Source organism: Pseudomonas sp. SID14000 (assembly GCF_002165135.1).
Classification (GTDB): domain Bacteria; phylum Pseudomonadota; class Gammaproteobacteria; order Pseudomonadales; family Pseudomonadaceae; genus Aquipseudomonas.
This window is the reverse complement of record NZ_NFZQ01000010.1, coordinates 104,165-129,426: the sequence shown is the minus strand read 5'-3', so window position 1 is coordinate 129,426 and position 25,262 is coordinate 104,165. Positions and strand designations below refer to the sequence as shown.

Annotated in this window: 27 protein-coding genes; 16 read left to right on the top strand and 11 right to left on the bottom strand. The window is 63.5% G+C overall.

Translation table 11 applies throughout. The features are described from left to right. The first annotated feature begins 11 nt into the window (after nt 1-11). From paaB to CAY82_RS26720, 9 genes are all read left to right on the top strand, one after another. A complete protein-coding gene (gene paaB / locus CAY82_RS16570; RefSeq protein ID WP_013972614.1) occupies nt 12-293 on the top strand; it encodes a 1,2-phenylacetyl-CoA epoxidase subunit PaaB in 282 nt (93 codons plus the stop codon). A gap of 8 nt (nt 294-301) precedes the next feature. Continuing rightward, nucleotides 302-1,060 (top strand): 1,2-phenylacetyl-CoA epoxidase subunit PaaC, encoded by a 759-nt coding sequence (gene paaC, locus CAY82_RS16565; protein ID WP_087502182.1) that lies wholly within the window; start codon nt 302-304, stop codon nt 1,058-1,060. Then, nucleotides 1,047-1,580: a 1,2-phenylacetyl-CoA epoxidase subunit PaaD gene (gene paaD, locus CAY82_RS16560; protein WP_087502181.1), complete on the top strand. Its 534-nt coding sequence runs from the start codon at nt 1,047-1,049 to the stop codon at nt 1,578-1,580. Before paaC ends, paaD begins: the two co-directional genes overlap by 14 nt. A 15-nt stretch (nt 1,581-1,595) precedes the next feature. Further along, complete coding sequence (gene paaE, locus CAY82_RS16555; RefSeq protein WP_087502180.1) at nt 1,596-2,672, top strand: 1,2-phenylacetyl-CoA epoxidase subunit PaaE; 1,077 nt, start codon at nt 1,596-1,598, stop codon at nt 2,670-2,672. A gap of 107 nt (nt 2,673-2,779) precedes the next feature. Beyond that, on the top strand, nt 2,780-3,088 hold the full coding sequence (locus tag CAY82_RS16550) for a DUF485 domain-containing protein (RefSeq protein WP_087502179.1): 309 nt from the start codon (nt 2,780-2,782) through the stop codon (nt 3,086-3,088). Continuing rightward, nucleotides 3,085-4,647 (top strand): cation acetate symporter, encoded by a 1,563-nt coding sequence (locus CAY82_RS16545; RefSeq protein ID WP_087502178.1) that lies wholly within the window; start codon nt 3,085-3,087, stop codon nt 4,645-4,647. Before CAY82_RS16550 ends, CAY82_RS16545 begins: the two co-directional genes overlap by 4 nt. A gap of 40 nt (nt 4,648-4,687) precedes the next feature. Beyond that, nucleotides 4,688-5,920 carry an OprD family porin gene (locus tag CAY82_RS16540; protein ID WP_087502177.1) on the top strand — a complete coding sequence of 411 codons (1,233 nt, stop codon included), beginning with the start codon at nt 4,688-4,690 and terminating at the stop codon, nt 5,918-5,920. Nucleotides 5,921-5,947: 27 nt separating this feature from the next. Continuing rightward, a complete protein-coding gene (gene paaZ / locus CAY82_RS16535) occupies nt 5,948-8,002 on the top strand; it encodes a phenylacetic acid degradation bifunctional protein PaaZ (RefSeq protein ID WP_087502176.1) in 2,055 nt (684 codons plus the stop codon). 153 nt (nt 8,003-8,155) lie between these two features. Then, complete coding sequence (locus tag CAY82_RS26720; protein ID WP_170931087.1) at nt 8,156-8,326, top strand: hypothetical protein; 171 nt, start codon at nt 8,156-8,158, stop codon at nt 8,324-8,326. A gap of 161 nt (nt 8,327-8,487) precedes the next feature. Here CAY82_RS26720 and CAY82_RS16530 read toward each other — a convergent pair whose 3' ends face one another. Next, entirely contained in the window at nt 8,488-8,757 is a 270-nt protein-coding gene (locus CAY82_RS16530; RefSeq protein WP_087502175.1) for a DUF6555 family protein, read from the bottom strand. A gap of 336 nt (nt 8,758-9,093) precedes the next feature. Between CAY82_RS16530 and CAY82_RS16525 the strand changes: the two genes are divergently transcribed. Further along, nucleotides 9,094-9,495: an NUDIX hydrolase gene (locus tag CAY82_RS16525; RefSeq protein ID WP_087502174.1), complete on the top strand. Its 402-nt coding sequence runs from the start codon at nt 9,094-9,096 to the stop codon at nt 9,493-9,495. Nucleotides 9,496-9,583: 88 nt separating this feature from the next. Here CAY82_RS16525 and CAY82_RS16520 read toward each other — a convergent pair whose 3' ends face one another. Further along, the gene (locus tag CAY82_RS16520) at nt 9,584-10,135 is read right to left on the bottom strand and encodes an ATP-dependent Clp protease proteolytic subunit (protein WP_087502173.1); all 552 of its coding nucleotides are present in this window, start codon (nt 10,133-10,135) and stop codon (nt 9,584-9,586) included. Between the two features lie 22 nt (nt 10,136-10,157). Further along, a complete protein-coding gene (locus CAY82_RS16515) occupies nt 10,158-10,532 on the bottom strand; it encodes a low affinity iron permease family protein (RefSeq protein WP_087502172.1) in 375 nt (124 codons plus the stop codon). A 165-nt stretch (nt 10,533-10,697) separates the two neighbouring features. Here CAY82_RS16515 and CAY82_RS16510 point away from each other — a divergent pair, with 165 nt between their 5' ends. Genes CAY82_RS16510 through CAY82_RS16490 form a run of 5 tightly spaced genes read left to right on the top strand, consistent with a single transcriptional unit; the run spans nt 10,698 to nt 15,002 of the window. Next, nucleotides 10,698-11,615 (top strand): DUF72 domain-containing protein, encoded by a 918-nt coding sequence (locus tag CAY82_RS16510; RefSeq protein WP_087502171.1) that lies wholly within the window; start codon nt 10,698-10,700, stop codon nt 11,613-11,615. Continuing rightward, nucleotides 11,612-12,397, top strand: coding sequence for an endonuclease/exonuclease/phosphatase family protein (locus CAY82_RS16505; protein ID WP_087502170.1), 786 nt, complete (start codon nt 11,612-11,614; stop codon nt 12,395-12,397). The genes CAY82_RS16510 and CAY82_RS16505 overlap by 4 nt, the downstream gene beginning before the upstream one ends. Beyond that, entirely contained in the window at nt 12,394-13,596 is a 1,203-nt protein-coding gene (gene clsB, locus CAY82_RS16500) for a cardiolipin synthase ClsB (RefSeq protein ID WP_087502169.1), read from the top strand. Before CAY82_RS16505 ends, clsB begins: the two co-directional genes overlap by 4 nt. Continuing rightward, the gene (locus tag CAY82_RS16495) at nt 13,596-14,543 is read left to right on the top strand and encodes a lysylphosphatidylglycerol synthase domain-containing protein (RefSeq protein WP_087502168.1); all 948 of its coding nucleotides are present in this window, start codon (nt 13,596-13,598) and stop codon (nt 14,541-14,543) included. Before clsB ends, CAY82_RS16495 begins: the two co-directional genes overlap by 1 nt. Before the next feature lie 33 nt (nt 14,544-14,576). Beyond that, a complete protein-coding gene (locus CAY82_RS16490; RefSeq protein ID WP_087502167.1) occupies nt 14,577-15,002 on the top strand; it encodes a hypothetical protein in 426 nt (141 codons plus the stop codon). Nucleotides 15,003-15,070: 68 nt separating this feature from the next. Here CAY82_RS16490 and CAY82_RS16485 read toward each other — a convergent pair whose 3' ends face one another. Continuing rightward, nucleotides 15,071-15,295, bottom strand: coding sequence for a metallothionein (locus tag CAY82_RS16485; RefSeq protein ID WP_087502166.1), 225 nt, complete (start codon nt 15,293-15,295; stop codon nt 15,071-15,073). 181 nt (nt 15,296-15,476) lie between these two features. Here CAY82_RS16485 and ligD point away from each other — a divergent pair, with 181 nt between their 5' ends. Continuing rightward, entirely contained in the window at nt 15,477-17,978 is a 2,502-nt protein-coding gene (gene ligD, locus CAY82_RS16480; RefSeq protein ID WP_087502165.1) for a DNA ligase D, read from the top strand. A gap of 84 nt (nt 17,979-18,062) precedes the next feature. Here ligD and CAY82_RS16475 read toward each other — a convergent pair whose 3' ends face one another. The 7 genes from CAY82_RS16475 to CAY82_RS16435 all read right to left on the bottom strand — a co-directional run bounded on the left by CAY82_RS16475 (nt 18,063) and on the right by CAY82_RS16435 (nt 25,245). Next, nucleotides 18,063-18,884, bottom strand: coding sequence for a Ku protein (locus CAY82_RS16475; RefSeq protein WP_087502164.1), 822 nt, complete (start codon nt 18,882-18,884; stop codon nt 18,063-18,065). 73 nt (nt 18,885-18,957) lie between these two features. Next, the gene (locus CAY82_RS16470; RefSeq protein ID WP_087502163.1) at nt 18,958-19,863 is read right to left on the bottom strand and encodes an SDR family oxidoreductase; all 906 of its coding nucleotides are present in this window, start codon (nt 19,861-19,863) and stop codon (nt 18,958-18,960) included. A gap of 433 nt (nt 19,864-20,296) precedes the next feature. Next, nucleotides 20,297-20,818, bottom strand: coding sequence for a hypothetical protein (locus tag CAY82_RS26715; protein ID WP_170931086.1), 522 nt, complete (start codon nt 20,816-20,818; stop codon nt 20,297-20,299). A 382-nt stretch (nt 20,819-21,200) separates the two neighbouring features. After that, nucleotides 21,201-21,788 carry a nucleosidase gene (locus tag CAY82_RS16450; RefSeq protein ID WP_087502160.1) on the bottom strand — a complete coding sequence of 196 codons (588 nt, stop codon included), beginning with the start codon at nt 21,786-21,788 and terminating at the stop codon, nt 21,201-21,203. 56 nt (nt 21,789-21,844) lie between these two features. Then, a complete protein-coding gene (locus CAY82_RS16445; RefSeq protein ID WP_087502159.1) occupies nt 21,845-22,951 on the bottom strand; it encodes a carboxylate-amine ligase in 1,107 nt (368 codons plus the stop codon). Between the two features lie 6 nt (nt 22,952-22,957). Continuing rightward, on the bottom strand, nt 22,958-23,911 hold the full coding sequence (locus CAY82_RS16440) for a class I SAM-dependent methyltransferase (protein ID WP_087502158.1): 954 nt from the start codon (nt 23,909-23,911) through the stop codon (nt 22,958-22,960). After that, a complete protein-coding gene (locus CAY82_RS16435) occupies nt 23,911-25,245 on the bottom strand; it encodes an iron-containing redox enzyme family protein (protein ID WP_087502157.1) in 1,335 nt (444 codons plus the stop codon). The genes CAY82_RS16440 and CAY82_RS16435 overlap by 1 nt, the downstream gene beginning before the upstream one ends. Nucleotides 25,246-25,262 lie beyond the last annotated feature (17 nt).

Sequence of the window (25,262 nt, the reverse complement as noted above, 5' to 3'; positions counted from 1 at the left end):
GGAGATCGAAAATGTCTGTCTGGACCCTCTACGAAGTGTTCGTGCGCAGCAAGCACGGCCTTAACCACAAGCATGTCGGCAGCGTGCACGCCGCCGATGCCGCCATGGCCATCGAAAACGCCCGCGAGCTGTACACCCGCCGCAGCGAAGGCGTCAGCCTGTGGGTGGTGCCCTCGGCACTGATCACCGCCTCTTCCCCCGACGAGAAAGACCCGCTGTTCGCCCCGGCGGACGACAAGGTCTACCGCCATGCCAGCTTCTACGAGCTGCCCGACGAAGTCGGACACATGTGAGGTTGGCCATGCACAACGAAACCCTTATCCCCTACCTGCTGCTGCTCGGTGACAGTGCCGTGGTGCAGGGCCAGCGCCTTTGCGAATGGTGTGGCCGCGCCCCGGCCATCGAAGAAGAGCTGGCCCTGATGAACGTCGGCCTCGACCTGGTCGGCCAGGCGCGCAACTGGCTGGAGTACGCCGCCGAGCTGCTCGATGACGGCCGTGACGCCGACGCCCTGGCCTTCCGCCGTGACGAGCGGGCCTATCGCAACCTGCTGCTGGTCGAGCAGCCCAACGGCGATTTCGCCGTGACCATGACCAAGCAGTTTTTCTATGACGCCTGGCATTTCGCCGTGCTTCAGGGCCTGGTCAGCTCGAACGACGAACGTATCGCCGGTATCGCCGCCAAGGCCCTGAAGGAAGTCACCTACCACCTGCGTCGCTCCAGCGAGTGGGTGCAACGCCTGGGCGGTGGCACCGAAGAAAGCCGCCAACGCATGCTCGCGGCCATCCCTGCACTGTGGCGCTTCACCGTCGAGTTGGCCGCCGGCAGCGACAATGAAGTGCACCTGGCGCAAGCGGGTGTCGCCGCCGACCCGGCTGCCGTCGGCGCTGCCTGGCTCAAGCAGGTTGGCGAGACGTTCTCTTCGGTCGAGCTGCCGCTGCCCAAGGCCGCCGGCCACTTTTACCTGGACGGTCGCAAAGGCCTGCACACCGAACACCTGGGCCTGCTGCTGGCCGAAATGCAGTTCCTGCCAAGGGCTTACCCCGATGCAACCTGGTGAGCTGATTGCCGGCGACCGTGGCGCCCGCGCGCAACAAAGCGAGGACCTGGCCCGGGCCTGGGCGGTACTGGCCCAGGTCATGGACCCGGAAGTGCCCGTGGTCAGCGTGGTCGACCTGGGAATCGTCCGAGACCTCGACTGGCGCGCCGGGCACCTGCACCTGGTGGTCACCCCGACCTACTCCGGGTGCCCGGCCACCGAGGTGATCGAGGGGGATATCCGCCAGGCGCTGGAACAGGCCGGTTTTCCCGCACCGGATCTTGAGCGCCGGCTGACCCCGGCCTGGAGCACTGACTGGATCAGCGAGCTGGGCCGCGAGCGCCTGCGCGCCTATGGCATCGCCCCGCCACAGGGCAGCGCCAGCAAGCGTAGCCTGCTCGGCGAGGTGCCCCAGGTGTGCTGCCCGCAGTGCGGCAGCGCCCAAACCGAACTGCTCAGCCAGTTCGGCTCAACGGCCTGCAAGGCGCTTTACCGCTGCCGCCAGTGCCTGGAGCCGTTCGACTATTTCAAATGCATTTGAGCCGTGGAGAACGCCATGAGCCAGTTTCACAGCCTGACCATCAAGCAAGTGCGCAACGAGACCCGCGATGCGGTGTCGATTGCCTTCGACGTGCCCGAGCACTTGCAGGCGCAGTTCCGTTTCATCCAGGGCCAGTACCTTGTCATGCGTACCCGGCTGGACAACGAAGAAGTCCGCCGTTCCTACTCCATCTGCAGCGCCGTGCAGGACGGCGAGCTGCGTGTGGCGGTAAAGCGCGTGCCTGGCGGGCGCTTCTCGGCATTTGCCAATGACGTGCTCAAGGCCGGCCAGCAGCTGGAAGTTATGCCGCCGTCGGGCAGCTTCTTCGTGCCACTGGAGCCGGCCCGCCAGGGCAACTACCTGGGCGTGGCCGCCGGCAGCGGCATCACGCCGATCCTGTCGATCATCGCCACTACCCTGGCCAGCGAGCCGCACAGCCGCTTCACCCTGCTGTATGGCAACCGCTCCAGCTCTGGCGCACTGTTCCGCGACAAGCTGGAGGACCTGAAGAACCGTTACCTCGACCGCCTGAACCTGATTTTCGTGTTCAGCCGCGAGCAGCAGGATGTCGACCTGTACAACGGCCGCATCGATGCCGGCAAGTGCGGCCAGTTATTCTCGCGCTGGATGGACGTTGCCAGCCTGGACGCCGCGTTCATCTGCGGCCCACAGGCGATGACCGAGACGGTGCGCGACAGCCTGCAGGCCAATGGCCTGGCCAAGGAACGCATCCATTTCGAGCTGTTCGCCGCTGCTGGCAGCGAAGCCCGGCGTGAAGCCCGCGAGGCGGCGCGCCAGGTGGACTCGGCGCTCAGCCATATCACCGTGATCAGCGACGGCCGCGCCCTCACCTTCGACCTGCCACGCAACACCCAAAACGTGCTGGACGCCGGCAATGCCATCGGCGCCGAGCTGCCGTACTCGTGCAAGGCCGGCGTGTGCTCGACCTGCAAGTGCCGGGTCATCGAGGGCGAAGTGGAAATGGACAGCAACCATGCCCTGGAGGACTACGAAGTGGCGGCCGGGTATGTGCTGTCGTGCCAGACCTACCCGGTGAGCGACAAGGTGGTGCTCGATTTCGATCAGCTCTGAAACCGCGTCGCCGTCTTCGCGGGTTCACCCGCGAAGAGGCCATCAGCAACACCGCAACACCCGCGTGACCTCAACAAAACAATTACAACACCCAGAGATCGCAACCCATGACACCCGAACGCATAGAAAGCATCGCCAACCACCCCGACTTCCAGCACCTGGTGCAGCGCAAACGCCGTCTCAACGGCAGCCTGACCCTGGCCATGCTGGTGATCTACTACGGCTTCGTCCTGCTGGTGGCGTTTTCCCCCAGCACCCTCGGCCAGTCCCTCAGCGGTGGCGTCACCACCGTCGGCATGCTGGTGGGCGTGCTGATGGTACTGCTGTCCTTCGCCCTGACCGGCATCTATGTGCACCGCGCCAACAACGCGCTCGACCCGCTCAACGACAAGGTCAAGCAGGAGTGCGCACAATGAACTGGACCGCCATCTCGATGTTCATGGTGTTCGTCTGCTTCACCCTGCTGGTCACCCGCTGGGCTGCCATGCGCACCCGCTCGGCCAGCGACTTCTACACCGCCGGCGGGGGCCTGACCGGCATGCAGAACGGCCTGGCGATCGCCGGCGACATGATCAGCGCCGCCTCGTTCCTGGGCATTTCGGCAATGATGTTCATGAACGGTTACGACGGCCTGCTGTATGCCCTTGGCGTACTGGCCGGCTGGCCGATCATCCTGTTCCTGATCGCCGAACGCCTGCGCAACCTGGGCAAGTACACCTTTGCCGACGTGGTCAGCTACCGCCTGGCGCAAACCCCGGTGCGCCTGACCTCGGCCTTCGGCACCCTGGTGGTGGCGCTGATGTACCTGGTGGCGCAGATGGTCGGTGCCGGCAAGCTGATCGAACTGCTGTTCGGCATCAGCTACCTGTACGCGGTGATGCTGGTGGGCGTGCTGATGGTCGCCTACGTCACCTTCGGCGGCATGCTTGCCACCACCTGGGTGCAGATCATCAAGGCGGTGATGCTGCTGTCGGGTACCAGCTTCATGGCCTTCATGGTGCTCAAGCATTTCGGCTTCAGCACCGAGGCGATGTTCGCCAGCGCCGTGGCCGTACATGCCAAGGGCCAGGCGATCATGGCCCCCGGCGGCCTGCTGTCCAACCCGGTGGACGCTATTTCCCTGGGCCTGGGCATGATGTTCGGTACCGCCGGCCTGCCGCATATCCTGATGCGCTTCTTCACCGTCAGCGATGCCAAGGAAGCGCGCAAGAGCGTGTTCTATGCCACCGGGTTCATCGGCTACTTCTACCTGCTGCTGATCGTCATCGGCTTTGGTGCCATCGTCATGGTCGGTACCGAACCGTCCTACCGTGACGCCACCGGCGCGATCATCGGCGGCGGCAACATGGTCGCCGTGCACCTGGCCCAGGCGGTAGGTGGCAATCTGTTCCTCGGCTTCATCTCCGCCGTGGCCTTCGCCACCATCCTGGCGGTGGTCGCCGGCCTGGCGCTGTCCGGCGCTTCGGCGGTTTCCCACGACCTGTATGCCTGCGTGGTGCGCCAGGGCAAGGCCAGCGAACAGGAAGAAATGCGCGTGTCGCGTATCGCCACCCTGCTGATCGGCCTGCTGGCGGTCATCCTCGGCCTGATGTTCGAATCGCAGAACATCGCCTTCCTCTCCGGCCTGGTGCTGGCCGTGGCCGCCTCGGTCAACTTCCCGGTACTGCTGCTCTCGATGTTCTGGAAAGGCCTGACCACCCGCGGCGCGGTATGCGGCAGCATGGCTGGCCTGGTCTCGGCGGTGCTGCTGGTGGTTCTGGGCCCGGCGGTGTGGGTCAACGTGCTGCATAACGAAAAGGCGCTGTTCCCCTACAGCAACCCGGCGCTGTTCTCCATGAGCCTGGCCTTCCTCGGCGCCTGGGTGTTCTCCGTCACCGACAGCTCCGAACGCGCCAATCAGGAACGTGGCCGCTACCTGGCCCAGTTCATCCGCTCCATGACCGGAATCGGCGCTGCCGGCGCCAGCAAGCACTGACTATCAGGGAAGAACAACCATGTCGGGTAAAACAACAACAATGAACCGCACGCACTTCATTTCGGCCGCCTGGCTGGCCACCCTCGCCCTGCCGATGCCGGCCATGGCGGATTTCATCGGCGACAGCCACGCCCGGCTGGAGCTGCGCAACCACTACCTCAACCGCGACTTCCGCCAGAGCAATGCACCGCAGGCCAAGGCCGAGGAATGGGGCCAGGGCTTTACCGCCAAGCTGGAGTCGGGCTTCACCGAAGGCCCGGTCGGTTTTGGTGTCGACGCCATGGGCCAACTGGGCATCAAGCTCGACTCCAGCCGCGACCGCCGCAATACCGGCCTGCTTCCCTTCGGCCCGAACAGCCATGAACCGGTCGATGACTACAGCGAACTGGGCCTGACCGGCAAGGTGCGGGTGTCCAAGAGCACCCTGCGCCTGGGCACCTTGCAACCGATCCTGCCGGTGGTGGTGTACAACGACACCCGCCTGCTCGCCTCCACCTTCCAGGGCGGCCTGCTCACCAGCCAGGACCTGGCCGGCCTGACCTTCAACGCCGGCCGCCTGACCAAGGCCAACCTGCGTGATTCCTCGGGCCGCGACGACATCGGCTACGGCGCCGCCAGCAGCGACCACCTGGACTTCGGCGGCGGCAGCTACGCCCTCACCCCGCAAACCAGCGTCAGCTACTACTACGCCAAGCTCGAGGACATCTACCGCCAGCAGTTCGTCGGCCTGATCGATACCCGCCCGCTGGGCGAAGGCCTGAGCCTGCGCACCGACCTGCGCTACTTCGACAGCCGCAACGACGGTGCCGAACGCGCCGGCAACATCGACAACCGCAACTTCAACGCCATGTTCACCCTCGGCGTACGGGCCCACAAGTTCACCGCCACCTGGCAGCAGATGTCCGGCGACAGCGCCTTCCCGTTCGTCAATGGCGGCGACCCGTTCACCGTCAACCTGGTCACCTACAACACCTTCACCCGCGCCGGGCTGGACTCCTGGCAGGTGCGCTACGACTACGACTTCGTTGCCATGGGCATCCCCGGCCTGAGCTTCATGACCCGCTACACCGATGGCCGCCACGCCGAAACCGCCACCGTCAGCAATGGCCGTGAACGTGAGCGCGACACCGACATCACCTATGTCATCCAGAGTGGCCCGTTCAAGGACGTCAGCCTGCGCTGGCGCAACGTCACCTTCCGTTCCGGCAATGGCCTGACCAACGCCGTGGACGAAAACCGCCTGATCATCGGCTACACCGTGGCGCTGTGGTAACAGCGCCCCTCTACCTTGGAGAACAGCATGTCTGCCGCCCCTACCCTGCAAAGCTTCATCGCCGGCCGCTGGCTTGGCCAGCACGGCGCCCAGGCCCTGCGCAGCGCCCTGGACGGCCACGTCCTGGCCTACAGCCACGAAGAACGCCCGGATTTCGCCGAAGCCGTGGACTTTGCCCGCGCCCGCGGCCTTGCCGCGCTGATGGCCATGGACTTCCAGCAACGCGCCGCCCGCCTGAAGGCGCTGGCCCTGTACCTGGCCGAACGCAAAGAGCAGCTTTACGCCCTGTCCCATCACAGCGGCGCCACCCGTGCCGATAGCTGGATCGACATCGAAGGCGGCAACGCCACGCTGTTCTCCTATGCGGGCATTGGCAGCCGTGAGTTGCCGTCGGGCAACCTGGTACACGAAGGCCCGGCCATCGCGCTGGGCAAGCAAGGCCATTTCGCCGGCAGCCACATCCTGGTACCGCGCGCCGGCGTGGCGGTGCACATCAACGCCTTCAACTTCCCCATCTGGGGCATGCTGGAGAAGTTCGCCCCAACCTTCCTGGCCGGCATGCCGTGCATCGTCAAACCGGCAACTTCGACCAGCTACCTGACCGAGGCGGTGGTGCGCCTGATGAATGCATCCGGCCTGTTGCCCGAAGGCAGCCTGCAACTGGTGATCGGCAGTACCGGTGATCTGCTCGATCGCCTGCAAGGCCAGGACGTGGTGACCTTCACCGGTTCCGCCGACACTGCCGCCAAGTTGCGCATCACGCCGAACCTGGTGCGTAACTCGGTGCCATTCACCGCCGAAGCCGATTCGCTGAACTGCGCCATCCTCGGCCCGGACGTAACCCCGGACAGCGAAGAGTTCGATCTGTACATCAAGGAGGTGGTCCGCGAAATGACCACCAAAGCCGGGCAGAAATGCACCGCCATCCGCCGCGCCATCGTACCGGCCAGGCACATCGACGCCGTTGCCACGCGCTTGCGCGAGCGGCTGGGCAAGGTGGTGGTCGGTGACCCGTCACTGGAAGGTGTGCGCATGGGCGCCCTCGCCTCCCACGACCAACAGCGCGATGTGGCGGAACGGGTGCGCAGCCTGCTGCAGAGCTGCGACCAGCTGTTCGGCGCCAGCGATGGCTTCGCGCCGCGTGGCGAGGGTGTGGCCGAAGGCGCGTTCTTTGCCCCGACCCTGCTGCTGGCCCGTGACCCGCATGGCGAAGGCGGTGCCCATGATATCGAAGCGTTCGGCCCGGTCAGCACGCTGATGGCCTATGACGACCTCGACGAAGCCTTGGCCCTGGCCGCACGTGGCAAAGGCAGTCTGGTGGCAACCTTGGTCACCGGCGACCGTGGCGTAGCAGCCAAAGCCATCCCGGTGGCCGCCGCCTGGCACGGCCGCCTGCTGGTACTCGATAGCGAGGCGGCCAAGGAATCCACTGGCCATGGCTCGCCATTGCCGCAGCTCAAGCACGGCGGCCCTGGCCGCGCCGGTGGCGGCGAAGAGCTGGGTGGCCTGCGGGCGGTCAAACACTACCTGCAACGCGCTGCAGTACAGGGTTCGCCGAGCATGCTGACGGCGGTAACCGGCGAGTATGTGCGCGGTGGCGAAGTGATCAAGAGCGAAGTGCACCCGTTCCGTCGCTACTTCGAGCAACTGCGCATTGGCGAGTCGCTGCTTACCCACCGCCGCACCGTGACCGAAGCCGACCTGGTCAACTTCGGCTGCCTGTCTGGCGACCATTTCTACATGCACTTCGACGAGATCGCGGCCAAGGAATCGCAATTCGGCAAGCGCATCGCCCACGGCTACTTCGTGTTGTCGGCAGCGGCCGGGCTGTTCGTTTCCCCAGGTGCAGGCCCGGTACTGGCCAACTACGGCCTGGATACCCTGCGCTTCATCAACCCGGTGGGTATCGGCGACACCATCCAGGCACGCCTCACCTGCAAACGCAAGATCGACCAGGGCAAGACCAGCCCGCTGGGCCAGCCGCAGGGCGTGGTGGCGTGGGATGTGGAGGTGACCAACCAGTTGGGTGAGCTGGTCGCCAGCTACGACATTCTCACACTGGTGCTGAAAAAAAACGGATGATGCCGTTGGTCAGGGGCGGTGGGCATCCAACCGACCTCCGGCGGCCGTTGCTGCTCTCAATCAATGAGGGGTGGTTAATGGCCACGCCTCTCACTCCTGTATTGGGCCCGCCTGATAGCGGGCCGTTTTTTCATCGAGAGCGAGGGTTGCAAGATGAATGAATTACTTGGGATGGGCGGCGGCAGCGTGCAGGATGACTGGCCAGAACTCGACCCGGACCGGCGCAGTGACCGGGCAGATGACCCGGATACCGACCCCGATGTGACCGATGATGAAGAAAACCGGCCGGGCGTACCGGCCAGCGACCCCGAGTCTGGCGCCTGACGTTGTACAAAACTTGAAGGCACGTGCTATCCCTTGTGGGAGCAGGCGTGCCCGCGAACACGGGCGAAGCTCGTGCCAGGCACGGACCTGCCTGCTTCGCGGGTAGGCCCGCTCCCACAGGGAATGCGCAAGCCTCGGGTTTCATGCAATGTGTGTGGACTTCACCCCATCGTCGCCGTCCCACCCGCCGACTGATTCGGTTTGCCTCCCGACACCCGCCACGTCACTGCGGTGATCCCGTAACGCTCGGCCATCGGCCTGCTGACTTTCCTGATCTTCTCCCGCCCGAACTTGGGAATGATGCCGATACCCGCATCGCAGCTTGCCCAATGCCAGGCCTCGGCATTGTCCAGCTGCTCCAGACGAATAATGAAGCTGCGCGGCTGGCCATGCAGTTGGTAATCGATGATGTACAGCTGTGGGCTAGGCATCGCAGGGGCCTCCTCTTCTCCATGGATGACACCCTGATTGATCGGGGCATGGCCAGAAGATTCAAAAAAATTGTCGAACAATGGGTACCAGAGGCTATCGCAGCCTCGGTACGCAGAGCTTGGCCGGCACCCGGCAACCTGCCATGCCTAGGTTCCGAGCCGCCGATCACAGACTCTGCTCAATAGTTTTGCCGCGAACTGACCAGTGGCACCAAACACACGCCAGCAAAAGGTTGCGGCTCGGTGCCGTGCTGACCGTTTATCAGTTTCAACGCAACGTTTATTGCTGCCGGGAGCCAAAACTTCATGGAATAAGGGATTCGCCCTGGAGTTTGAATGAAGCCCGTCAAGCATCGCGCCACCATCATCTGCCGGCATGGCAAGCAAACCCATAAATGGTTGTGGGTAAGAAAGCCCAACGCCGCCTGGACCCTGCCTGGCGGCAAGATCGAGCCCGGCGAGACGCCGGTACAGGCAGCGGAGCGTGAATTGCTCGAGGAAACCGGGTTACAGGCCGAATCGCTGACCCTGTTGATGCGCCACGAAGCGGCAGAGCGTGTGCATTACGTGTTCGAGGCGGAGTTCGCCGATGCGCCGCACCCCAAGGCCCTGCATGAGATTGCCGATTGCCGGTTCGCCCATCTGGACCAGGTGCCGGTGCTCAAGGACGAGATCAAGCTGCTTATCCGCTCGTTGCTGGCCTGTGATCGCACTACGGCAGCATCAGTGAATCAGTAAGATCGCTTTTCTGCTCCTGTGCCAGTCCCTTCGTTGGCTTGCCCGCTCCCGCCTGTTCCAGCGTTCTTGAAGCATGTGCTGACCTGTCTTAGGCATGCACACTCCAATGACAGGCCTCCGCCTCGATCGGCATTTCGTCGATGGTATGGATCATCCCGCTCTCCAGAGCCTCCCGTGGCCCAAGTATCCGCGGGTAGGCCATCAGGTATCGCGGCACATCCAGCACCTCGGTCGCCCCCTCGGTCCGCTCGGCGACGATCTGTGCATACAGCCGCAGGTCATAGTCCAGGCTCATCGCATATTCGGCCATGCGTGAATGGTCCACCGAGCCATGCAAGGTCCAATGGAACGGGTGGAACAGAAACTTGCTGTGACTGCATGCCGTGCGCCGTTCCCCGGCCAGGAACAGGATGTTGCCCATGGACTCCACCGTGCCCAGGTTATGAGTATGCACCTCGACCGGTAATGCCCGCAGAAAGTTGTACAAGGTGAACCCGTAACTGCACTCGCCGCCCATGGTGGCGATGTTCAGTTGCAAGACCTCGGCCCCCTGTTGCAACGCCCGTGAACAGCTGTTGATCAGGTTGCCGCAAGTCGATGAATTGATCGGACCGGTGAAGTGGATGATATGTCTGGCCATGCTTGCCTCCAGTATCGGCAGGTCATTCCTTGGTCTTCTGCGCATCGCCGCCCTGCCCGGCCATCTGCCGGTACTGCTTGCGCAACGCATGCAGCTCGGCCGGATCCATGTCTTCAAGGTCCAGCAACGCCTTGTGCGCCTGTTGTGTGGTGCGCAGCAGTTCGTCGATCTTGATGTGCAGTTCGTCGTTGTCGCGGTTCTGGGTGTTCTGGATCAGGAACACCATGAGAAAGGTGATGATGGTGGTCGAGGTGTTGATCACCAGTTGCCAGGTGTCGTTGAAATCGAACAGTGGCCCGGTGGCTGCCCAGGTCAGAATCAGCAGGCAGGCGATGCCAAAGGTCAGCGGACGGCCGGCCCAGTTGGCCAGCCACTGGGAAAAACGGTCGAATTTCATCCTGGCGCCCTTCCTCGTAGCAGGTATGCGGTGGAAACGTCCGCAGCCGCAAAGTTCAACGCCGTATCGACCTTTCCCGTTGGTCAACCGCGCTGAACCCTGGCCGCTCTCACCAGTCGCACCTTCAGAGTGACCGAACAAGGACCCGGCAATGAGGAAGGCAGCGTGAGCGATATCCGCATCGGCATCTCCGGCTGGCGCTACGGCCCGTGGCGCAAAGATTTCTACCCGAAGGGCCTGCCCCAGGACGACGAACTGGCGTTCGCTTCGCGAGCGGTCAACAGCATTGAAATCAACGGCTCGTTCTACAGCCTGCAAACCCCCGAACGCTATCTGCGCTGGCGTGACGAAACGCCTGTCGGCTTCGTATTCGCGGTCAAGGCCCCGCGTTACATAACCCACGTGCGCCGGCTAAAGGACATCGAAGAACCTGTGGCCAATTTCTTCGCTTCCGGGCCGCTGCTGCTCGGCAAGAAACTAGGGCCGTTCCTGTGGCAGTTTCCACCGAACATGAAGTTCGACGAGGCCCGCTTCACCCGTTTTCTCGAACTGCTGCCGCACAGCCGCAAGGCCGCCCGCGAATGCGCACTAGGGTGTGCGCAGCACCTGAGGGACAACGGCGGTACCGACATCAAGGGCAATGCACGGCTGCGCCACGCCGTGGAAATCCGCAATGAAAGTTTCTTGTGCGAAGCTTTCATCAAGCTGCTGCGCAAGCACCAGGTGGCGCTGGTGGTGGCCGACAGTGCCGGGAAATGGCCTTATGTCGAGGACCTTACCGCCGACTTCGTTTACATGCGCCTGCATGGGGATGTCGAGCTGTACAGCAGTGGCTATACCGCGCAGGCGCTACGGCGCTGGAAGCAGCGCATCCAGCACTGGAGCGAGGGCCGCCAGGCCGTGGATGCCCAGTTGATCGTTCCAGGGCCGCCACCCCGGCGCACCACCCGTGACGTCTACTGCTATTTCGACAACGACCAGAAAGTCCACGCGCCTTATGATGCCAGGCGCCTGTTGCAGAAGCTGTCGCTGGACCATGAGCTGATGACCGAGCCTGGCGTGGTGCCGGAGGTGGCCCTGTGAACAGGACACTGCCAGCCCCACATTGCATCATCGACAAGGTCACCGCCGTGCATCGGCTGAATGTATTGACGTTGAACGTGCACAAGGGCTTCACCTTCTTCAACCGGCGCTTCATTCTGCCAGAGCTGCGCGAAGCCGTGCGCGCCACCGGCGCCGACCTTGTGTTCTTGCAGGAAGTGCACGGCAGCCACCAGCAGCATGCCCTGCGCCACCCGGCCTGGCCAGATACACCACAGTATGAGTTCCTGGCCGACAGCATGTGGCCGCAGTTCGCCTATGGCCGCAATGCCGTATACCCCCATGGTGACCATGGCAACGCGCTGTTGTCGAAATTCCCCATCAGCCGCTTCGACAACCTGGACGTCTCGGTGCAGGGAAACGAGCAGCGCGGCCTGTTGCATTGCCAGCTGGAGGTGCCCGGCCATGACCAGGTGCATGCGGTGTGCGTGCACCTGGGCCTGCGCGAGGCCCACCGGCAAAGCCAGGTGAGGCTGCTGCTGGACCTGCTCGACAACCTGCCGCCCAAGGCCCCGGTGATCGTTGCCGGCGATTTCAACGATTGGCGGCTGAAGGCCGATGCGGTGCTGAGCGAACACCTGGTAGAAGCCTTCGGCGAGCATTTCGGCACCCCGGCGCGCAGCTTTCCGGCGCGATTGCCGCTGTTGCGTCTGGACCGCATCTATCTGCGCAACGCCATGCCCGGGGTTGCCAGGGTGCTGTCGAAATACCCGTGGTCGCACCTTTCCGACCACGCCCCTTTGGCTGCGGAGATCAAGCTGTGAACCGACCCTGGGTAGACGGCAACCGCGTGCAGTTGCTGATCAACGGCGAGCAATACTACCCCCGCGTTTTCGAGGCCATGGCCCAGGCACGGGAGGAAATCCTGCTGGAGACTTTCATCATCTTCGATGACAAGGTCGGCCAGCAACTGCAGCAGGTACTGATCGATGCCGCCAACCGCGGCGTGCGTGTCGAAGTGGCCGTGGATGGCTACGGCACGGCCGACCTGCCTGCGCCGTTCATTGCGGCCATGACCGATGCCGGGGTCAACTTCCACGCTTTCGACCCGCAGCCGCGACTGGTGGGCATGCGTACCAACCTGTTCCGGCGCCTGCACCGCAAGATCGTTGTGGTCGACGGCGAGCGGGCATTCATCGGCGGTATCAACTACAGCGCCGACCACCTGGGCGATTTTGGTGCCATGGCCAAGCAGGACTATGCTGTCGAAGTCACCGGTCCTGTGGTGGCGCAGGTGCATGCCGCCAGCAAGCGCCTGATGTCGCCGGTGCTGCAGCCGCCCAGCGCAGTACGACCGCTGACCGAACCTGCCGGTACCTGCAGCGCCGTACTGGTCGAGCGCGACAACGGGGTGCGCAGTACCGACATCGAGGCCCACTACCTGCAGGCGTTTCGCAGTGCCCGGCAACGCATCGTGGTGGCCAATGCCTATTTCTTCCCGGGCTACCGGCTGTTGCGCGAACTGCGCAATGCGTCCCGACGTGGCGTGGAGGTGCAGCTGATCCTGCAGGGCCAACCGGACATGCGCTGGGTACGTGCGCTGTCGCGGCTGCTGTACAACTACCTGCTGCGCGACGGTGTGGTCATTCACGAATACTGCCAACGGCCCTTGCACGGCAAGGTGGCGCTGGTGGACGACCAATGGGCCACCGTAGGTTCCAGCAACCTGGACCCGTTGAGCCTGTCGCTCAACCTTGAAGCCAACCTGTTCATCCGTGATCGCGCCTTCAACCAGCAGCTCAACCAGCATCTGGAGGTGCTGGCCAGCGAACAATGCAAACCGGTCACCCTGGAGCGCATGGTCCGTGGCTACTGGTGGCGCGCGCCGCTTATCTTTTTGTGCTTCCACGTGATCCGTCAGTTCCCGCGGATTGCCGGCTGGTTCCCTGCGCACCGTCAGCGCTTGCGCTCGGTGCAGCCTGAGGCCGAGGCACAGGGTAACTATCACGAGGGCAAGACCTGATGGCGCGAAAACACTGGCAAACCTGGGGCCGAAGGCTGTTCACCCTGGCATTCCTGATCCTGATCCCTGCACTGCTGTACGTACTGGCGCGCAACCTGGACTGGAACGAGGTGCGCCAGTCGCTACTGGCCTACAAGCCAGGCACCCTGGCCATCGGCCTGGCGCTGGCCGCGTGCAGCTACCTGACGTTCGCCAGTTACGACCTGCTGGCGCGGGCTTACACCGGGCATCATCTACCGGCTCGCCAGGTTTTGCCGGTAGCCTTCGTGTGCTACGCCTTCAACCTCAATTTCACCACCTGGGTGGGGGGTGTTGCGTTGCGCTACCGGCTATACAGCCGCCTTGGCCTCGACACGGCAACCATCACGCGCATCCTCACCTTAGGCCTGTTGACCAACTGGACCGGCTACATGCTGCTGGCCGGCACAGTGTTCGCCTTGCGCCTGGTCGAGCTGCCGGCCAACTGGACGGTCGGCGCCAGCGGCCTGCAACTGATCGGCCTGGTATTGCTGGCGATTGTCGCAGGCTACCTGCTGGCCTGTGGTTTCGCCAAAAAGCGCACCTGGCGCTGGCGTGACCATGAGGTGACGCTGCCGTCACTGCGCCTGGCGCTGTGCCAGGTAGTGTTGGGTGCGAGCAACTGGGCCCTGATGGCTCTGCTGATCTTCTGGTTGCTGCCAGGCGAAGCCTTCTACCCGTCGATACTTGGCATCCTGCTGATCAGCTGTGTGGCCGGCGTGGTCGCACATATCCCGGCCGGGCTGGGTGTGCTGGAAGCGGTGTTCCTGGCACTGCTGCACGGGCAGCTTGCCCAGGGCACATTGGTGGCGGCCCTGCTGGGCTATCGCACGCTGTACTATCTGGTGCCGCTGTTGTTGGCGGTGCTTACCTACCTGATCCTGGAGAAACGCGCCAAGACCATGCGTCGGCGCGACAAGCCTGCCTAAACCTGGCAAGGGCCATTGGCCCGGAGGTGGCAAATGAATGTCGCTGTCTTGAAGTCGATGTTGATATTGATAGCCAGCCTGGTCAGCGGCCAGGCCCTGGCCGAAGCCTGCAACGTGTTTACCCGTTCCTCCAGCGAGGCGGTCAAGCCGGTGGAGCGGCACAGCTGCTACAGCTACAGCAACCTGCCCGCCGAAGCGATCAACTGGTCGTGCAGCAACGAGAGCAAGGACATGCTCAACAGCGAAAAGCACAAGGTCGCCCGTTGCGCGGATGGCAGCGTTGGCAGTTGCATCGCACCATTGACCCAGGAGGCATTGGCCAATCCCAAGGCCTCCGGCGGTGACGAGCCGGCGTTGCCCAAGGATGCACGGGTGATCACCTACTACTACGACACCCCCAGCCTGGGCCAGGCCCGCGCCGATTGCGAGCGCAGCAACGGCATTTGGCAGACTCACTGAACCGACCGTTTTGCCTGGCCTGCCCTATCGCCGGCAAGAACAGCCATCCGAGACGGCAGGATCAGACATCAGGGTGAAATCGGGTCACTGGCCGGGAAAGTCTCATCCAGCGCATTGTCCACCGCGCTTTCCCCAGGTTTTTCGCCACAGTGGCAATCCGGCATCCGGCACGGCTCGCCATTGCGATGCCCGCTGGCACAGGCCTCGCAACAATACACCTTGCCTTCAAGCTGCAAGGCATTGGCATCCACGGTGCAGGAACAATGTGCACAGGCACAACGCAGCTCGTTCATGGCTTGCTCTCCTCGTTATCGATCACATCATCGGTCCACGGTTCGCCATCCAGCGGCGCGGAGCATCAGGTGGCTTCATTCGGTCGACTGCGCCTGCTGGTGGAAGATTCAGAGTTTTTTTGAACTACCCTCCGGGCAGCTGCCTCCCACTTTAGAGACTTCGAACCGCCCGGAGCCCGTCATGGCCAAGCCCCTGCAGGAATATGCGCGCAAGCGCGACTTCAACGCCACGCCCGAGCCCAGCGGCAAGCGCAGCCGTGGCAAGCGGGCCCACGCGCTGCAGTTCTGCATCCAGAAGCACGACGCCAGCCACCTGCACTACGACTTCCGCCTGGAACTCGATGGCACGCTGAAAAGCTGGGCCATCCCCAAAGGGCCGTCGCTGGACCCCAAGGTGCGCCGCCTGGCCGTGCACGTGGAGGACCACCCGCTGGACTACGCCGACTTCGAAGGCCATATCCCGGAAGGCCATTACGGCGCAGGCGACGTGATCGTCTGGGACCGGGGCATCTGGGAGCCAGAAGGCGATGCGCATGAAGCCTATGCCAAGGGTAAATTGCGTTTCCGCCTGCAAGGCGAAAAGCTAGGCGGCGTTTGGAACCTCTTCCGCACCCACCTGGCCGGCAAGAAGGAACAGTGGATGCTGGTCAAGTCTCACGATGCCCAGGCGCGTAGCGAAGCCGACTACAGCATCGTCGAGGCCCGACCCGACAGCGTGCTCAGCGACCGCACCTTGTTGCCGCGCAAGGCGCCAGCGAAAAAGGCCGCCGCACCGCGTCGCAAACGCGCGAGCAAAGGCCAGGCGGCACCACTGCCTGCGCAGCTGCAACCACAGTTGGCGACCCTGGTCGATTCCCCACCCAGCGGCGATTGGCGCTACGAGGTCAAGTTCGACGGTTATCGCATCCTTGCCCGCATCGACGGTAATGACGTTCGCCTGTTCACCCGCAACGGCCATGACTGGAGCAGCAAGATGCCCAGGCAGGTCGCCGCCTTGCGAGCGCTGGGCATCGATTCGGGCTGGCTTGATGGCGAGGTGGTGGTGGCCGGCGAGAACGGCGTGGCGGACTTCCAGGCATTACAGAACGCTTTCGACACCGAGCATGACGAGCGCATCACCTATTACCTGTTCGACCTGCCCTTCCTCGGCGGCCAGGACCTGTGTCAGTTACCGCTACAGGACCGGCGCAGCACCTTGCAGCGCTTGCTGGAGCACAACGAATCGGACGTACTGAAGTACTCTGCCGACTTCGATCAGCCTGTCGAATCCCTGCTCGACAGCGCCTGCCAGCTGCAACTCGAAGGCCTGATCGGCAAGCGCGCCGACAGCCCCTACAGCGGCCGCCGCAGCCCCGACTGGATCAAACTCAAGTGCAAGCAGCGCCAGGAGTTCGTGATCGTCGGCTACACCGACCCCAAAGGCAGCCGCAGCGGTTTCGGTGCGCTGCTGCTGGCCTTGCACGACAACGACAGCGGCGAGTTGCGCTACGCCGGCAAGGTCGGCACCGGCTTCAGCGCCACCACCCTGGCCAGCATCCATGCCCGGCTGAAACCGTTGGAAATCGCCAGGCCGGCCCTGCCCAAGCCACCCACCGGAGCCGAAGCCCGGGGCGTGCACTGGCTGAAACCGCAACTGCTGGCCGAAGTCGCCTATGCCCAGATGACCCGTGACGGCATCGTGCGCCACTCGGTATTCCACGGCCTGCGTGATGACAAACCGGCTACCGCCATCGACCTGGAGCACGCCATGCCCGCCAATACCCTGCCCAAGCACAAGCAGGCCAAAGCTCCCGAGACTTTGGGAGAACTGCACCTTACCCACCCCGAGCGGGTGATCGACGCCACCAGCGGCGTTACCAAACGCGAGGTCGCCGAGTACTACGCCGCAGTCAGCCAGTGGATCCTGCCCCAGCTAAAGGGCCGACCCGTGGCGCTGGTGCGCGCGCCGGATGGCCTGGCCGGCGAGCTGTTCTTCCAGAAAAACGCCGGGCAACTGCATCTGCCCAGCGTGCTCAGCTATGACAAGGCCGAGGCCGGCCAGGCGGCGATGGTCATCAACCGCGCCGACACGCTGCTGGGTGCGGTGCAGATGAACATGCTGGAACTGCACACCTGGAACGCCACTGACAAGGACTTCGACAAGCCCGACCGCTTCGTACTCGACCTCGACCCGGACCCGGCATTGCCGTGGAAAGCCATGCTTGAAGCCACCCAGCTGGCCCTGACGCTGCTGGATGAGCTGGGCTTGAAGGTGTTTATCAAGACCAGTGGCGGCAAAGGCATGCACCTGGTCGTGCCGCTGACCCGGCGAGCCAGGTGGGACGAGGTCAAGGCCTTTAGCCACGCCATCGTCAATTACCTGGCCAGGCTGTTCCCCGACCGGCTAAGTGCCGTGTCCGGGCCAAGGAACCGGGTCGGGCGCATCTTCATCGACTACCTGCGCAACGGCAAAGGCGCCACCACAGCCTGCGCGTACACCCTGCGCGCCCGCGAAGGCCTGCCGGTGTCCGTGCCAATCTGGCGCGAGGAACTGCCGCAACTCAAGGGCGCCAACCAGTGGAACATCGGCAACGTGCTCGAACGCCTGAGCGACGTGGACGACCCCTGGGCCGACTATGGCAACACCAGGCAGTCGATCACCGTGGGCATGCGCAAGCAGCTGGGAAAGCACATAGCTCATTGAACTACAGGGTACTGCACAGGGCTTGAATGCTGTGGTGGTCCCTGGGGAGGTGGCTTGCCGGCGATGAAGCCCTTGATAGCAATATCACGACGCCTTGCGCGTCTTCTTCGCCGGTTTCTTGCCACCCAGGCTGCGTTTTAGCAGTTCGGTAAGGTCGATGATATCCGCCCCCTTTTCGGCCTCTGCACTACCGCCCTTCTCCACAGTACTGATCTTGCCTTTGCGGGCCTTCTCTTCCACCAGGTCCATGATGGTCTGGCGGAAAGCATCCCGGTAATCCTTCGGTTCCCACGACCCGCTCATGTCTTCCACCAGCCGCTTGGCCATGTCCAGCTCGCGCTTGTCCACCTTGGCCTCGGTCACACTGCTGTCCAGCTCCAGCGTCTCGAGCCCGCGCACTTCTTCAGGCCAGCGCAACGTGATCATTACCAGCGCGTCGTCCAGCGGCCGCAGCAGTGCAAGGTGCTGGCGGGTGTGCAGCACCACCGTGGCCAGCGCCACCTTGGCAGTCTTGGCCAGGGTTTCGCGCAGCAAGGCGTACACCTTGCCGCCGCGGCGGTCGGGGGTAAGGTAGTACGGCGTGTCAAAGTACTGCAGCGGGATCTCGCCAGCCTCGACGAAGGAAAAGATGTCGATCGTCTGGGTCGCCTCGGGCCGTGCCTTGCGGATTTCCTCTTCGCTGATCACCACGTAGCGGCCCTTCTCGAACTCAACGCCCTTGACGATGTTGTCCTTGTCGATTTCCTTGCCGGTGACCTTGTTCACCCGCTTGTAGCCCACCGGTTCCATGCTGCGCTTGTCGAGCCAGTCGAAATCGACCCGTTCGGTGCGCACCGCGGTATTGAGCGCCACGGGGATGTGCACGAGGCCGAAACTGATGGCGCCTTTCCAGATTGCCCGAGCCATGCGAGGTGCTCCCAGGTTGCCTGCCAATACCTGAATCGACTGCAACGGGCGGCGAAGGTTTAGCCGCCCCGCCCTATGGCAGCGGGTTGCCACCCGTTACGCCGAACACCTCACCGGTGATATAGCTGGACTCCTGGCTGGCCAGCAGCACATACACCGGCGCACATTCGGCGGGCTGCCCCGGGCGCTTCATGGGCGTTTGCGCACCAAAGTCGGGGATTTTCTCCGGTGGTTGGCCACCACTGGGCTGCAGCACGGTCCAGATGGGCCCCGGGGCCACGGCGTTGACGCGGATACCGCGCTCGATCACCTGCTTGGCCAAGGCCTTGGTGAAGGCGACGATAGCAGCCTTGGTGGTGGCATAGTCGAGCAAGGTGGCCGAAGGCTGATAGGACTGGATCGAGGCGGTATTGATGATGGTCGCCCCCGCCGGCATCAGCGGCACGGCCGCCTGGCACAGCCAGAACAGCGCATAGACGTTGGTTTTCAGGGTGTGGTCGAACTGCTCGTGGCTGACCTGGCTGATGTCCTTGCGCGCTTCCTGCTTGCCGGCGATATTGACCAGGATGTCCAGGCCGCCAAGCTGCTCGTGGGCCTGGTCGACCAGGTCCTTGCAGAACTGCTCGTCCTTCAGGTCACCGGCAATGGCCACCACCTTGCGGCCTTCGGCTTCGATCAGCTTGATGACTTCGCGGGCATCGGGTTGTTCGATGGGCAGATAGTTGAGGGCAATGTCGGCCCCCTCGCGGGCGAAGGCGATGGCCACGGCCCGGCCGATGCCCGAGTCAGCACCAGTGATCAGCGCCTTGCGCCCTGCCAGGCGGCCAAAGCCCTTGTAGGTGTTTTCGCCGTGGTCTGGCTCGGGCTGCATGTTGGCGTCCAGCCCCGGTGCTGGCTGGCCTTGGGCCGGGAACGGAGGGTGTGGGTACTGGGTCAGCGGGTTCTGCATGCTGAATTGGTCGTGGGGTTTGTTGGGCATGGGGACCACTCCTCTGGTGAAACCGGTATTGGCCCATTCGCGGGCGTGCCCGCTCCCACAGGTATTGAAGCTGGTGGTAGTCCTGTGGGAGCGGGCAAGCCCGCGAAGGCCGCTCTACCGATTTCGAGGTAAACCGCCATCGATGGTTTTTTCCGACTGGCCCATACACCGACCAGCGGTCGATACGTCACTCAAAGCGACTAGTTCCGTACCTCAACTGCGTCGACATCCGGTGCGTCCGGTGCATCTGGCGCGTCGTCAACATCCGCCCTTGCAGCGTCTCTGGCTGCATTGGCAGCGACTTTGGCTGCGTCCCTGGCGGCATCTGCCGTAGCCCTGGCAGCATCTCTGGCTGCATCAGCTTCGTTCCGGGCTGCGTCGCGGGCGGCATCTGCCGCGTCCCTGGCAGCGTCTCTGGCTTCATCTGCGCCGGCTACGCCAGCAGCTTTTGCAGCGTCGCGGGCTGCATCCGCCTCGGCTCTGGCAGCGTCTCTGGCGGCATCTGCAGTAGCTTTTGCCGCATCCCGGGCGGCATCTGCCTCAGCCCTTGCAGCGTCTCTGGCTGCATCAGCATCGTCCCGGGCTGCGTCCCTGGCGGCATCTGCCGTATCGTTGTCGTTGTCGTTGTCATGCGCATCACCAGGGCCTCTGCCGGCCATGCCACCATGGTCACCATCGCCGGCCCCCGGGCCGCCATGACCACCATGACCGCCACCGCTATCACCACCGTGGCCACTGCCTCCGCCTCCGCTGCCACCACCGTGACCGCCACCGCCCCCAGAGCCACCGCTGCCGCCGCCGTGACCACCGCCGCCTCCAGAGCCACCGCCGCCACTACCGTGGCCGCCACCGCCCCCAGAACCACCGCTGCCACCACCGTGACCGCCGCCACCTCCAGAACCACCGCCGCTGCCGCCGTGACCACCACCGCCGCCGCTGCCACCGTCTTTGGCATACACGCTGGAGAAACTACCGATGTAGTCGGGCACCAGGACGGTCGATGCCGACAGGACGCCACCAATTGCCAATGCCAACAAACATTTCTTGAGCAACATGATGCACCTCCGCTTGGAGTTGCGTCGTCATCTCCGTATCGAACGCACTGACCAATGAGTTCGCAACCGCCCATGGAGCGGCCAGCCAACCGGCGCGGTCATAGATGTGCAGCATCAACAAGCGGCTGCGGTTTTCGCAAGATCCTTCAGAGCCAGTCAGCATAGTTGTGTGGGAAATATTCCCACATATTAAGACTAGTCCCGTATGCCCGAGTTCCAAGGACCGAATATCAGAACCAAGGTACCTTTCAAGACATGACCCGGCGATGGTTTGTCCAGCGGTTACAAGTGGCTGAACAGCAACCGCCTGAAAGATTCGGCCGCCAGGTGCACCTGCACCGCCCAATCCTGTGCCGCGTCACTGCCGGCATCATCGGAAATGTACTTCAGGCACACGAACGGGATGCCTTCGCTTCGCGCGATCAGCGCCAGCACGTAGGCTTCCATGTCGACCACGTCATAAGGTGCATCGCCATGGTTTACCTCGAAGCTGTCGCCACTGCCGCAGGTTTCCAGGGCCAGACCGGGAATCTGTGCCCCATGCTCCACCACTACCGGGATATCCGACAAGGGCGTCTGGTAGCGGGCGAAGCCCAGCGGTGTCACGTCCATGTCGCGCTGCACGAAGCGGGTGCAGCACACCACTTCGCCCTTGCCATGGCGCTGGCTGCCGGCCGAGCCGAGGTTGACGATCAGCCTGGGCCTGCGCGCGGCAATGGCCTTGGTCAGGGCGATGGCGGCATTGACCTTGCCGATGCCGGTGAACACGGTGTTGACGTCAGCGAATACATCACCGGCTTCGGCTTCGAGGGCGAAGACAAACAGCGTGTCGTCCAGGGAAATGTCGGGGAATTGCTTGATCAGCATCATGGAGCAGATGGTTCCGAGTGGCTGCGAAAGGCGCAGCCATTTTCGGCTAACTCCGGCTAATTGCAAGCCCCGACGGCCACTACGGCTTGCAACGCCTGCGCCCTGCCCAGGCCGGCGGCGCGGGCCTGGGCCAGGCATTGCAGTTGCTGGTCGGCATGGGTGCCTTCGCGCAGCAGGTGTTGAGCATGGTAAAAGACGCGTTCGGCATCTGCGGTGTCGATTGGCAAGAGCTCCTGCAACTGGGCCAGCCAACCCTCGGCCGTAACCGGCCGTTGCTCATGCAGGCCGATGAACTCGCCTTGGCGCCCGTGACGCATGGCGCGCCAGTAGTTTTCCTGGGCGACCCAGCGCAGCTCGCGGTTGCTGGCTGCCAGGTCGTGCCGGGATGTGATGCTGTGCTCGACCAGGTGGCGAAACAACGCCGCGATACACAGCGCGTCCTCCAGTTGCGGGCAGCCATCGCAGATGCGCAGCTCGACCGTCGGGAAGCGCCGCGAAGGCCGGATCGCCCACCAGAAGTCACCGTCCACAGCCAGCGAACCAGTGCGTTGCAGCAAGGCGCGGTAGCGTTCGTAGGCGGCCCAGTCGGGCAAGGGCTCGGGCAACCCCATGTGCGGCCACTCTCCGCAAATCACCCGCCGGTAGCTCATGTAACCGGTATGCTGGCCCACCCACAGCGGGGATGACGTACTCAGCACCAGCAACAGGGGCAGCCAGCCCAGTACGCGGTTGATCACTTGCATTCGGTCGCAGCCTGGCGGTACGCCCACGTGCACATGCAGGCCGTTGAGCAGGCTGCGCCGCGCCACATGCCGGTAGTCCGCGAACAGTTGCCGGTAATGCGCCGGCGCAGCAGGTTTCTGCCGCAGCCAGGCGGCAGTGGGGTGGCTTGCCGCACCGTACAGGCCCATACCCTCTTCTGCCAGCGTTGTGCGCAGCCTCTGGCGGCTGTACTGGAAGAATTCGCGTGCCTCGGACAGGTTGGCGAACACCGGTGAGGCCACTTCGATCTGGCTGCGGAACATTTCCTGGGCAAAATACTGGCCCAACGCCTCCCGGCAACGCCCGATCACGGCTGGCGAAGGTGTGGCTGGCACCTGCCCGGTGCCCAGGTTCACCAGCAGGTATTCTTCCTCGATGCCGAACGTGCAGGAGCGGGCCATGCTGCCTCAGCTGTTGCGGGTAACTGTGAGCACCACCGCAGCGATGCGCTCGACCTGCTCGTACCCGGGTTCGTTCAGTTGCTCGCCAAACACGTCCGGGTCGATTTCCCGATACACCCAGGACCATTCCGGGCCTGCCAGGCGCAGGCGGATGGCTTCGAGCAAGGCGTCCCGGCCTTCGATTATCGCCACTCCGGTATACAACAGTAGCGAGCCCCCTGAGCCGAGCCGCTCGCAGGCTTGTTCGACGATCCGCAGCGAAAGCTGCGCGCCAAGCGAACCGCCGCCATGTCGATAGGTACGTTCGCTGGCATCGAGCATGTATGGCGGGTTGGCAACGATAAGGTCGAACAGCCCGATAATGCCACCGAGCAGGTCACTCGGTTCCACGGACACATTGCTCAGGCCTGCCAACGCCGCGTTGATCGCGGTGTAACGCAGCGCGAGCGGGTTGATATCCACGGCGCTGACCTGGGCATGAGGCGCCGCCCGGGCAATCAGCAAGGCGCCGACACCCGTGCCGCAACCGATATCCACGGCATGCTCGACGCGCTTTGGGGTGCGTTGCAGGTGATCATGTATGACCTGGGCGAACCGGTAACTGTCGGGGCCGAAAAACACCGCGTCGGATTGTTGGGTGGGGTACGCAGAGTGCACCAGCAGCAGGTCGTCGAGCGTGGACCAGCGCACGCTGCTGATCAGCAAATCACTGTGCTCCTCGAGTACCTGGGCCTGCCGCATCTGATCAAGCTCATCGGCAGAAACCAATGACGAACGGAACGGACGGTTCCAACCGAACACATCGCGCACTGTCCTGGCCTGCCCAGCTTCCGGGCGCGCATTCACGCGAGCATGGGTTGCCGGGGTGACGCAGGTGAAGCGGTAGCCGTCGGCGAGCAGGCGCCTGCCCAATTGCAGCAATGCCTGGTCAGCCTGGATCTGTTGCGGATCGAGCAGCATCAGCGGGTCATCTCCTGGATAAGGCCGGTAGCACGCAAGTAGCGCCGAGTGGCCAGCAAGCCTTCCGGTGTTGCATGGCGGTTACCGGCCATCGTGTCGATCAAGGTCTCGATATCGGCCTCCGGGGCAGGAGTCGCAAGCGCATCATCCGATTGCACTTGCACCTCCCAGCTGCCAGGCAGCACGCGGCGACCCCGGGCTTGCCAGCCTGCCGCGATCCAGTCGTGCCATAGTTGTTTTTCATACGCGGTGAACACGCCATGCATCGGTGCCGACGGGCCGTCGATGAGCGCCCACCAGCGGCTGTTGGCGGGAGCCTCACCACGGCGGATCCAGCCCTGCGCCTGCAGGGCCTGCAGAAACGCGGGCATGGCCCCGGGCTCGGCCAGCCATTGGTTGATGGTGCGCTTTTGCAAGCGGCAATGGTCGGAATGCATGAACTGGCCAAAATTGCGCTTGTACTCCAGTGCAGACAACAACTCGGATTCAAGATCGAAGCTGCTGATCAGGCTGGGTGTATCAAGCCCCAGGTCGTTCAAGCGGTACCCACTGCGCACCCGCTGGTAGAACCGGCCAGCGTCGTCGACCGGGCAGAGTTGGCGTAGCGCCTGGATGGACAGATGCGCATGCCCGCTGGCCGCGTTATCGATGGTCACGTGAAGCTGGAAATAATGGCCATCGATGCCCATTTCCGCTAGCTCATAGGTGGTAATCAGCAAATGCAACGGTGGCTGTTCATAGCCCAGGTTATAGCCGATCACTTCGGGAAGAAAATCATCGCCATGACGCCCCAATGCCAACTGCAAGGCGCCTTGCAGGTAACGCTGGTCGTCCAGTTCAGGCAAACCCAGGCAACCCAGCCGGCTCAACAACCGTTGGTAGATCAGCACATGGTTGCAGCGCGGATCACCGCCGCCCAGCTCCTCCATGTAGGTGCGAATCAGGCCGTGATAGCGCGGATCGCCCCAGTGTCGCAAGGTACTGTGCAGCCATGCTCCGTCCACTGCCTTGGTGGGCGCCACTTGTTGCAGGAACCACAAAGCCTGGGCGCGGTTGGCAAAATAGCGCCGCGGTGCGCCTTGGCGGCGTTGTTCGAGGTAACTGGCATAGGCTTCGGCTACCTGGCTTGCATGGCAAGCGCTCCAGGCTTGCAGCTGAGCAGGATCGGCAGGCAGGTCATCCGGCAAACGCTGCGCGCGTGCCAATTGTTCGCTCAGCCACGCTGTGCTCGTGGTGTCGTGGTCCACGAGCAACTTGTGGTAACGCTCCTTCAGGCTCGGCCCATTTGCCGAAGCCGGTATCACCGCGCCGGTCTTGCGGGTCATTACCGTCATGCCGTAGTCCTTGTCCG

Bases quoted from the DNA above. Each gene is read 5' to 3' on its own strand.
- paaB (WP_013972614.1), top strand. From the start codon at position 12: ATGTCTGTCTGGACCCTCTACGAAGTGTTCGTGCGCAGCAAGCACGGC.
- paaC (WP_087502182.1), top strand. From the start codon at position 302: ATGCACAACGAAACCCTTATCCCCTACCTGCTGCTGCTCGGTGACAGT.
- paaD (WP_087502181.1), top strand. From the start codon at position 1,047: ATGCAACCTGGTGAGCTGATTGCCGGCGACCGTGGCGCCCGCGCGCAA.
- paaE (WP_087502180.1), top strand. From the start codon at position 1,596: ATGAGCCAGTTTCACAGCCTGACCATCAAGCAAGTGCGCAACGAGACC.
- CAY82_RS16550 (WP_087502179.1), top strand. From the start codon at position 2,780: ATGACACCCGAACGCATAGAAAGCATCGCCAACCACCCCGACTTCCAG.
- CAY82_RS16545 (WP_087502178.1), top strand. From the start codon at position 3,085: ATGAACTGGACCGCCATCTCGATGTTCATGGTGTTCGTCTGCTTCACC.
- CAY82_RS16540 (WP_087502177.1), top strand. From the start codon at position 4,688: ATGAACCGCACGCACTTCATTTCGGCCGCCTGGCTGGCCACCCTCGCC.
- paaZ (WP_087502176.1), top strand. From the start codon at position 5,948: ATGTCTGCCGCCCCTACCCTGCAAAGCTTCATCGCCGGCCGCTGGCTT.
- CAY82_RS26720 (WP_170931087.1), top strand. From the start codon at position 8,156: ATGAATGAATTACTTGGGATGGGCGGCGGCAGCGTGCAGGATGACTGG.
- CAY82_RS16530 (WP_087502175.1), bottom strand. From the start codon at position 8,757: ATGCCTAGCCCACAGCTGTACATCATCGATTACCAACTGCATGGCCAG.
- CAY82_RS16525 (WP_087502174.1), top strand. From the start codon at position 9,094: ATGAAGCCCGTCAAGCATCGCGCCACCATCATCTGCCGGCATGGCAAG.
- CAY82_RS16520 (WP_087502173.1), bottom strand. From the start codon at position 10,135: ATGGCCAGACATATCATCCACTTCACCGGTCCGATCAATTCATCGACT.
- CAY82_RS16515 (WP_087502172.1), bottom strand. From the start codon at position 10,532: ATGAAATTCGACCGTTTTTCCCAGTGGCTGGCCAACTGGGCCGGCCGT.
- CAY82_RS16495 (WP_087502168.1), top strand. From the start codon at position 13,596: ATGGCGCGAAAACACTGGCAAACCTGGGGCCGAAGGCTGTTCACCCTG.
- CAY82_RS16490 (WP_087502167.1), top strand. From the start codon at position 14,577: ATGAATGTCGCTGTCTTGAAGTCGATGTTGATATTGATAGCCAGCCTG.
- CAY82_RS16485 (WP_087502166.1), bottom strand. From the start codon at position 15,295: ATGAACGAGCTGCGTTGTGCCTGTGCACATTGTTCCTGCACCGTGGAT.
- ligD (WP_087502165.1), top strand. From the start codon at position 15,477: ATGGCCAAGCCCCTGCAGGAATATGCGCGCAAGCGCGACTTCAACGCC.
- CAY82_RS16475 (WP_087502164.1), bottom strand. From the start codon at position 18,884: ATGGCTCGGGCAATCTGGAAAGGCGCCATCAGTTTCGGCCTCGTGCAC.
- CAY82_RS16470 (WP_087502163.1), bottom strand. From the start codon at position 19,863: ATGCCCAACAAACCCCACGACCAATTCAGCATGCAGAACCCGCTGACC.
- CAY82_RS26715 (WP_170931086.1), bottom strand. From the start codon at position 20,818: ATGCCAAAGACGGTGGCAGCGGCGGCGGTGGTGGTCACGGCGGCAGCG.
- CAY82_RS16450 (WP_087502160.1), bottom strand. From the start codon at position 21,788: ATGATGCTGATCAAGCAATTCCCCGACATTTCCCTGGACGACACGCTG.
- CAY82_RS16445 (WP_087502159.1), bottom strand. From the start codon at position 22,951: ATGGCCCGCTCCTGCACGTTCGGCATCGAGGAAGAATACCTGCTGGTG.
- CAY82_RS16440 (WP_087502158.1), bottom strand. From the start codon at position 23,911: ATGCTGCTCGATCCGCAACAGATCCAGGCTGACCAGGCATTGCTGCAA.
- CAY82_RS16435 (WP_087502157.1), bottom strand. From the start codon at position 25,245: ATGACGGTAATGACCCGCAAGACCGGCGCGGTGATACCGGCTTCGGCA.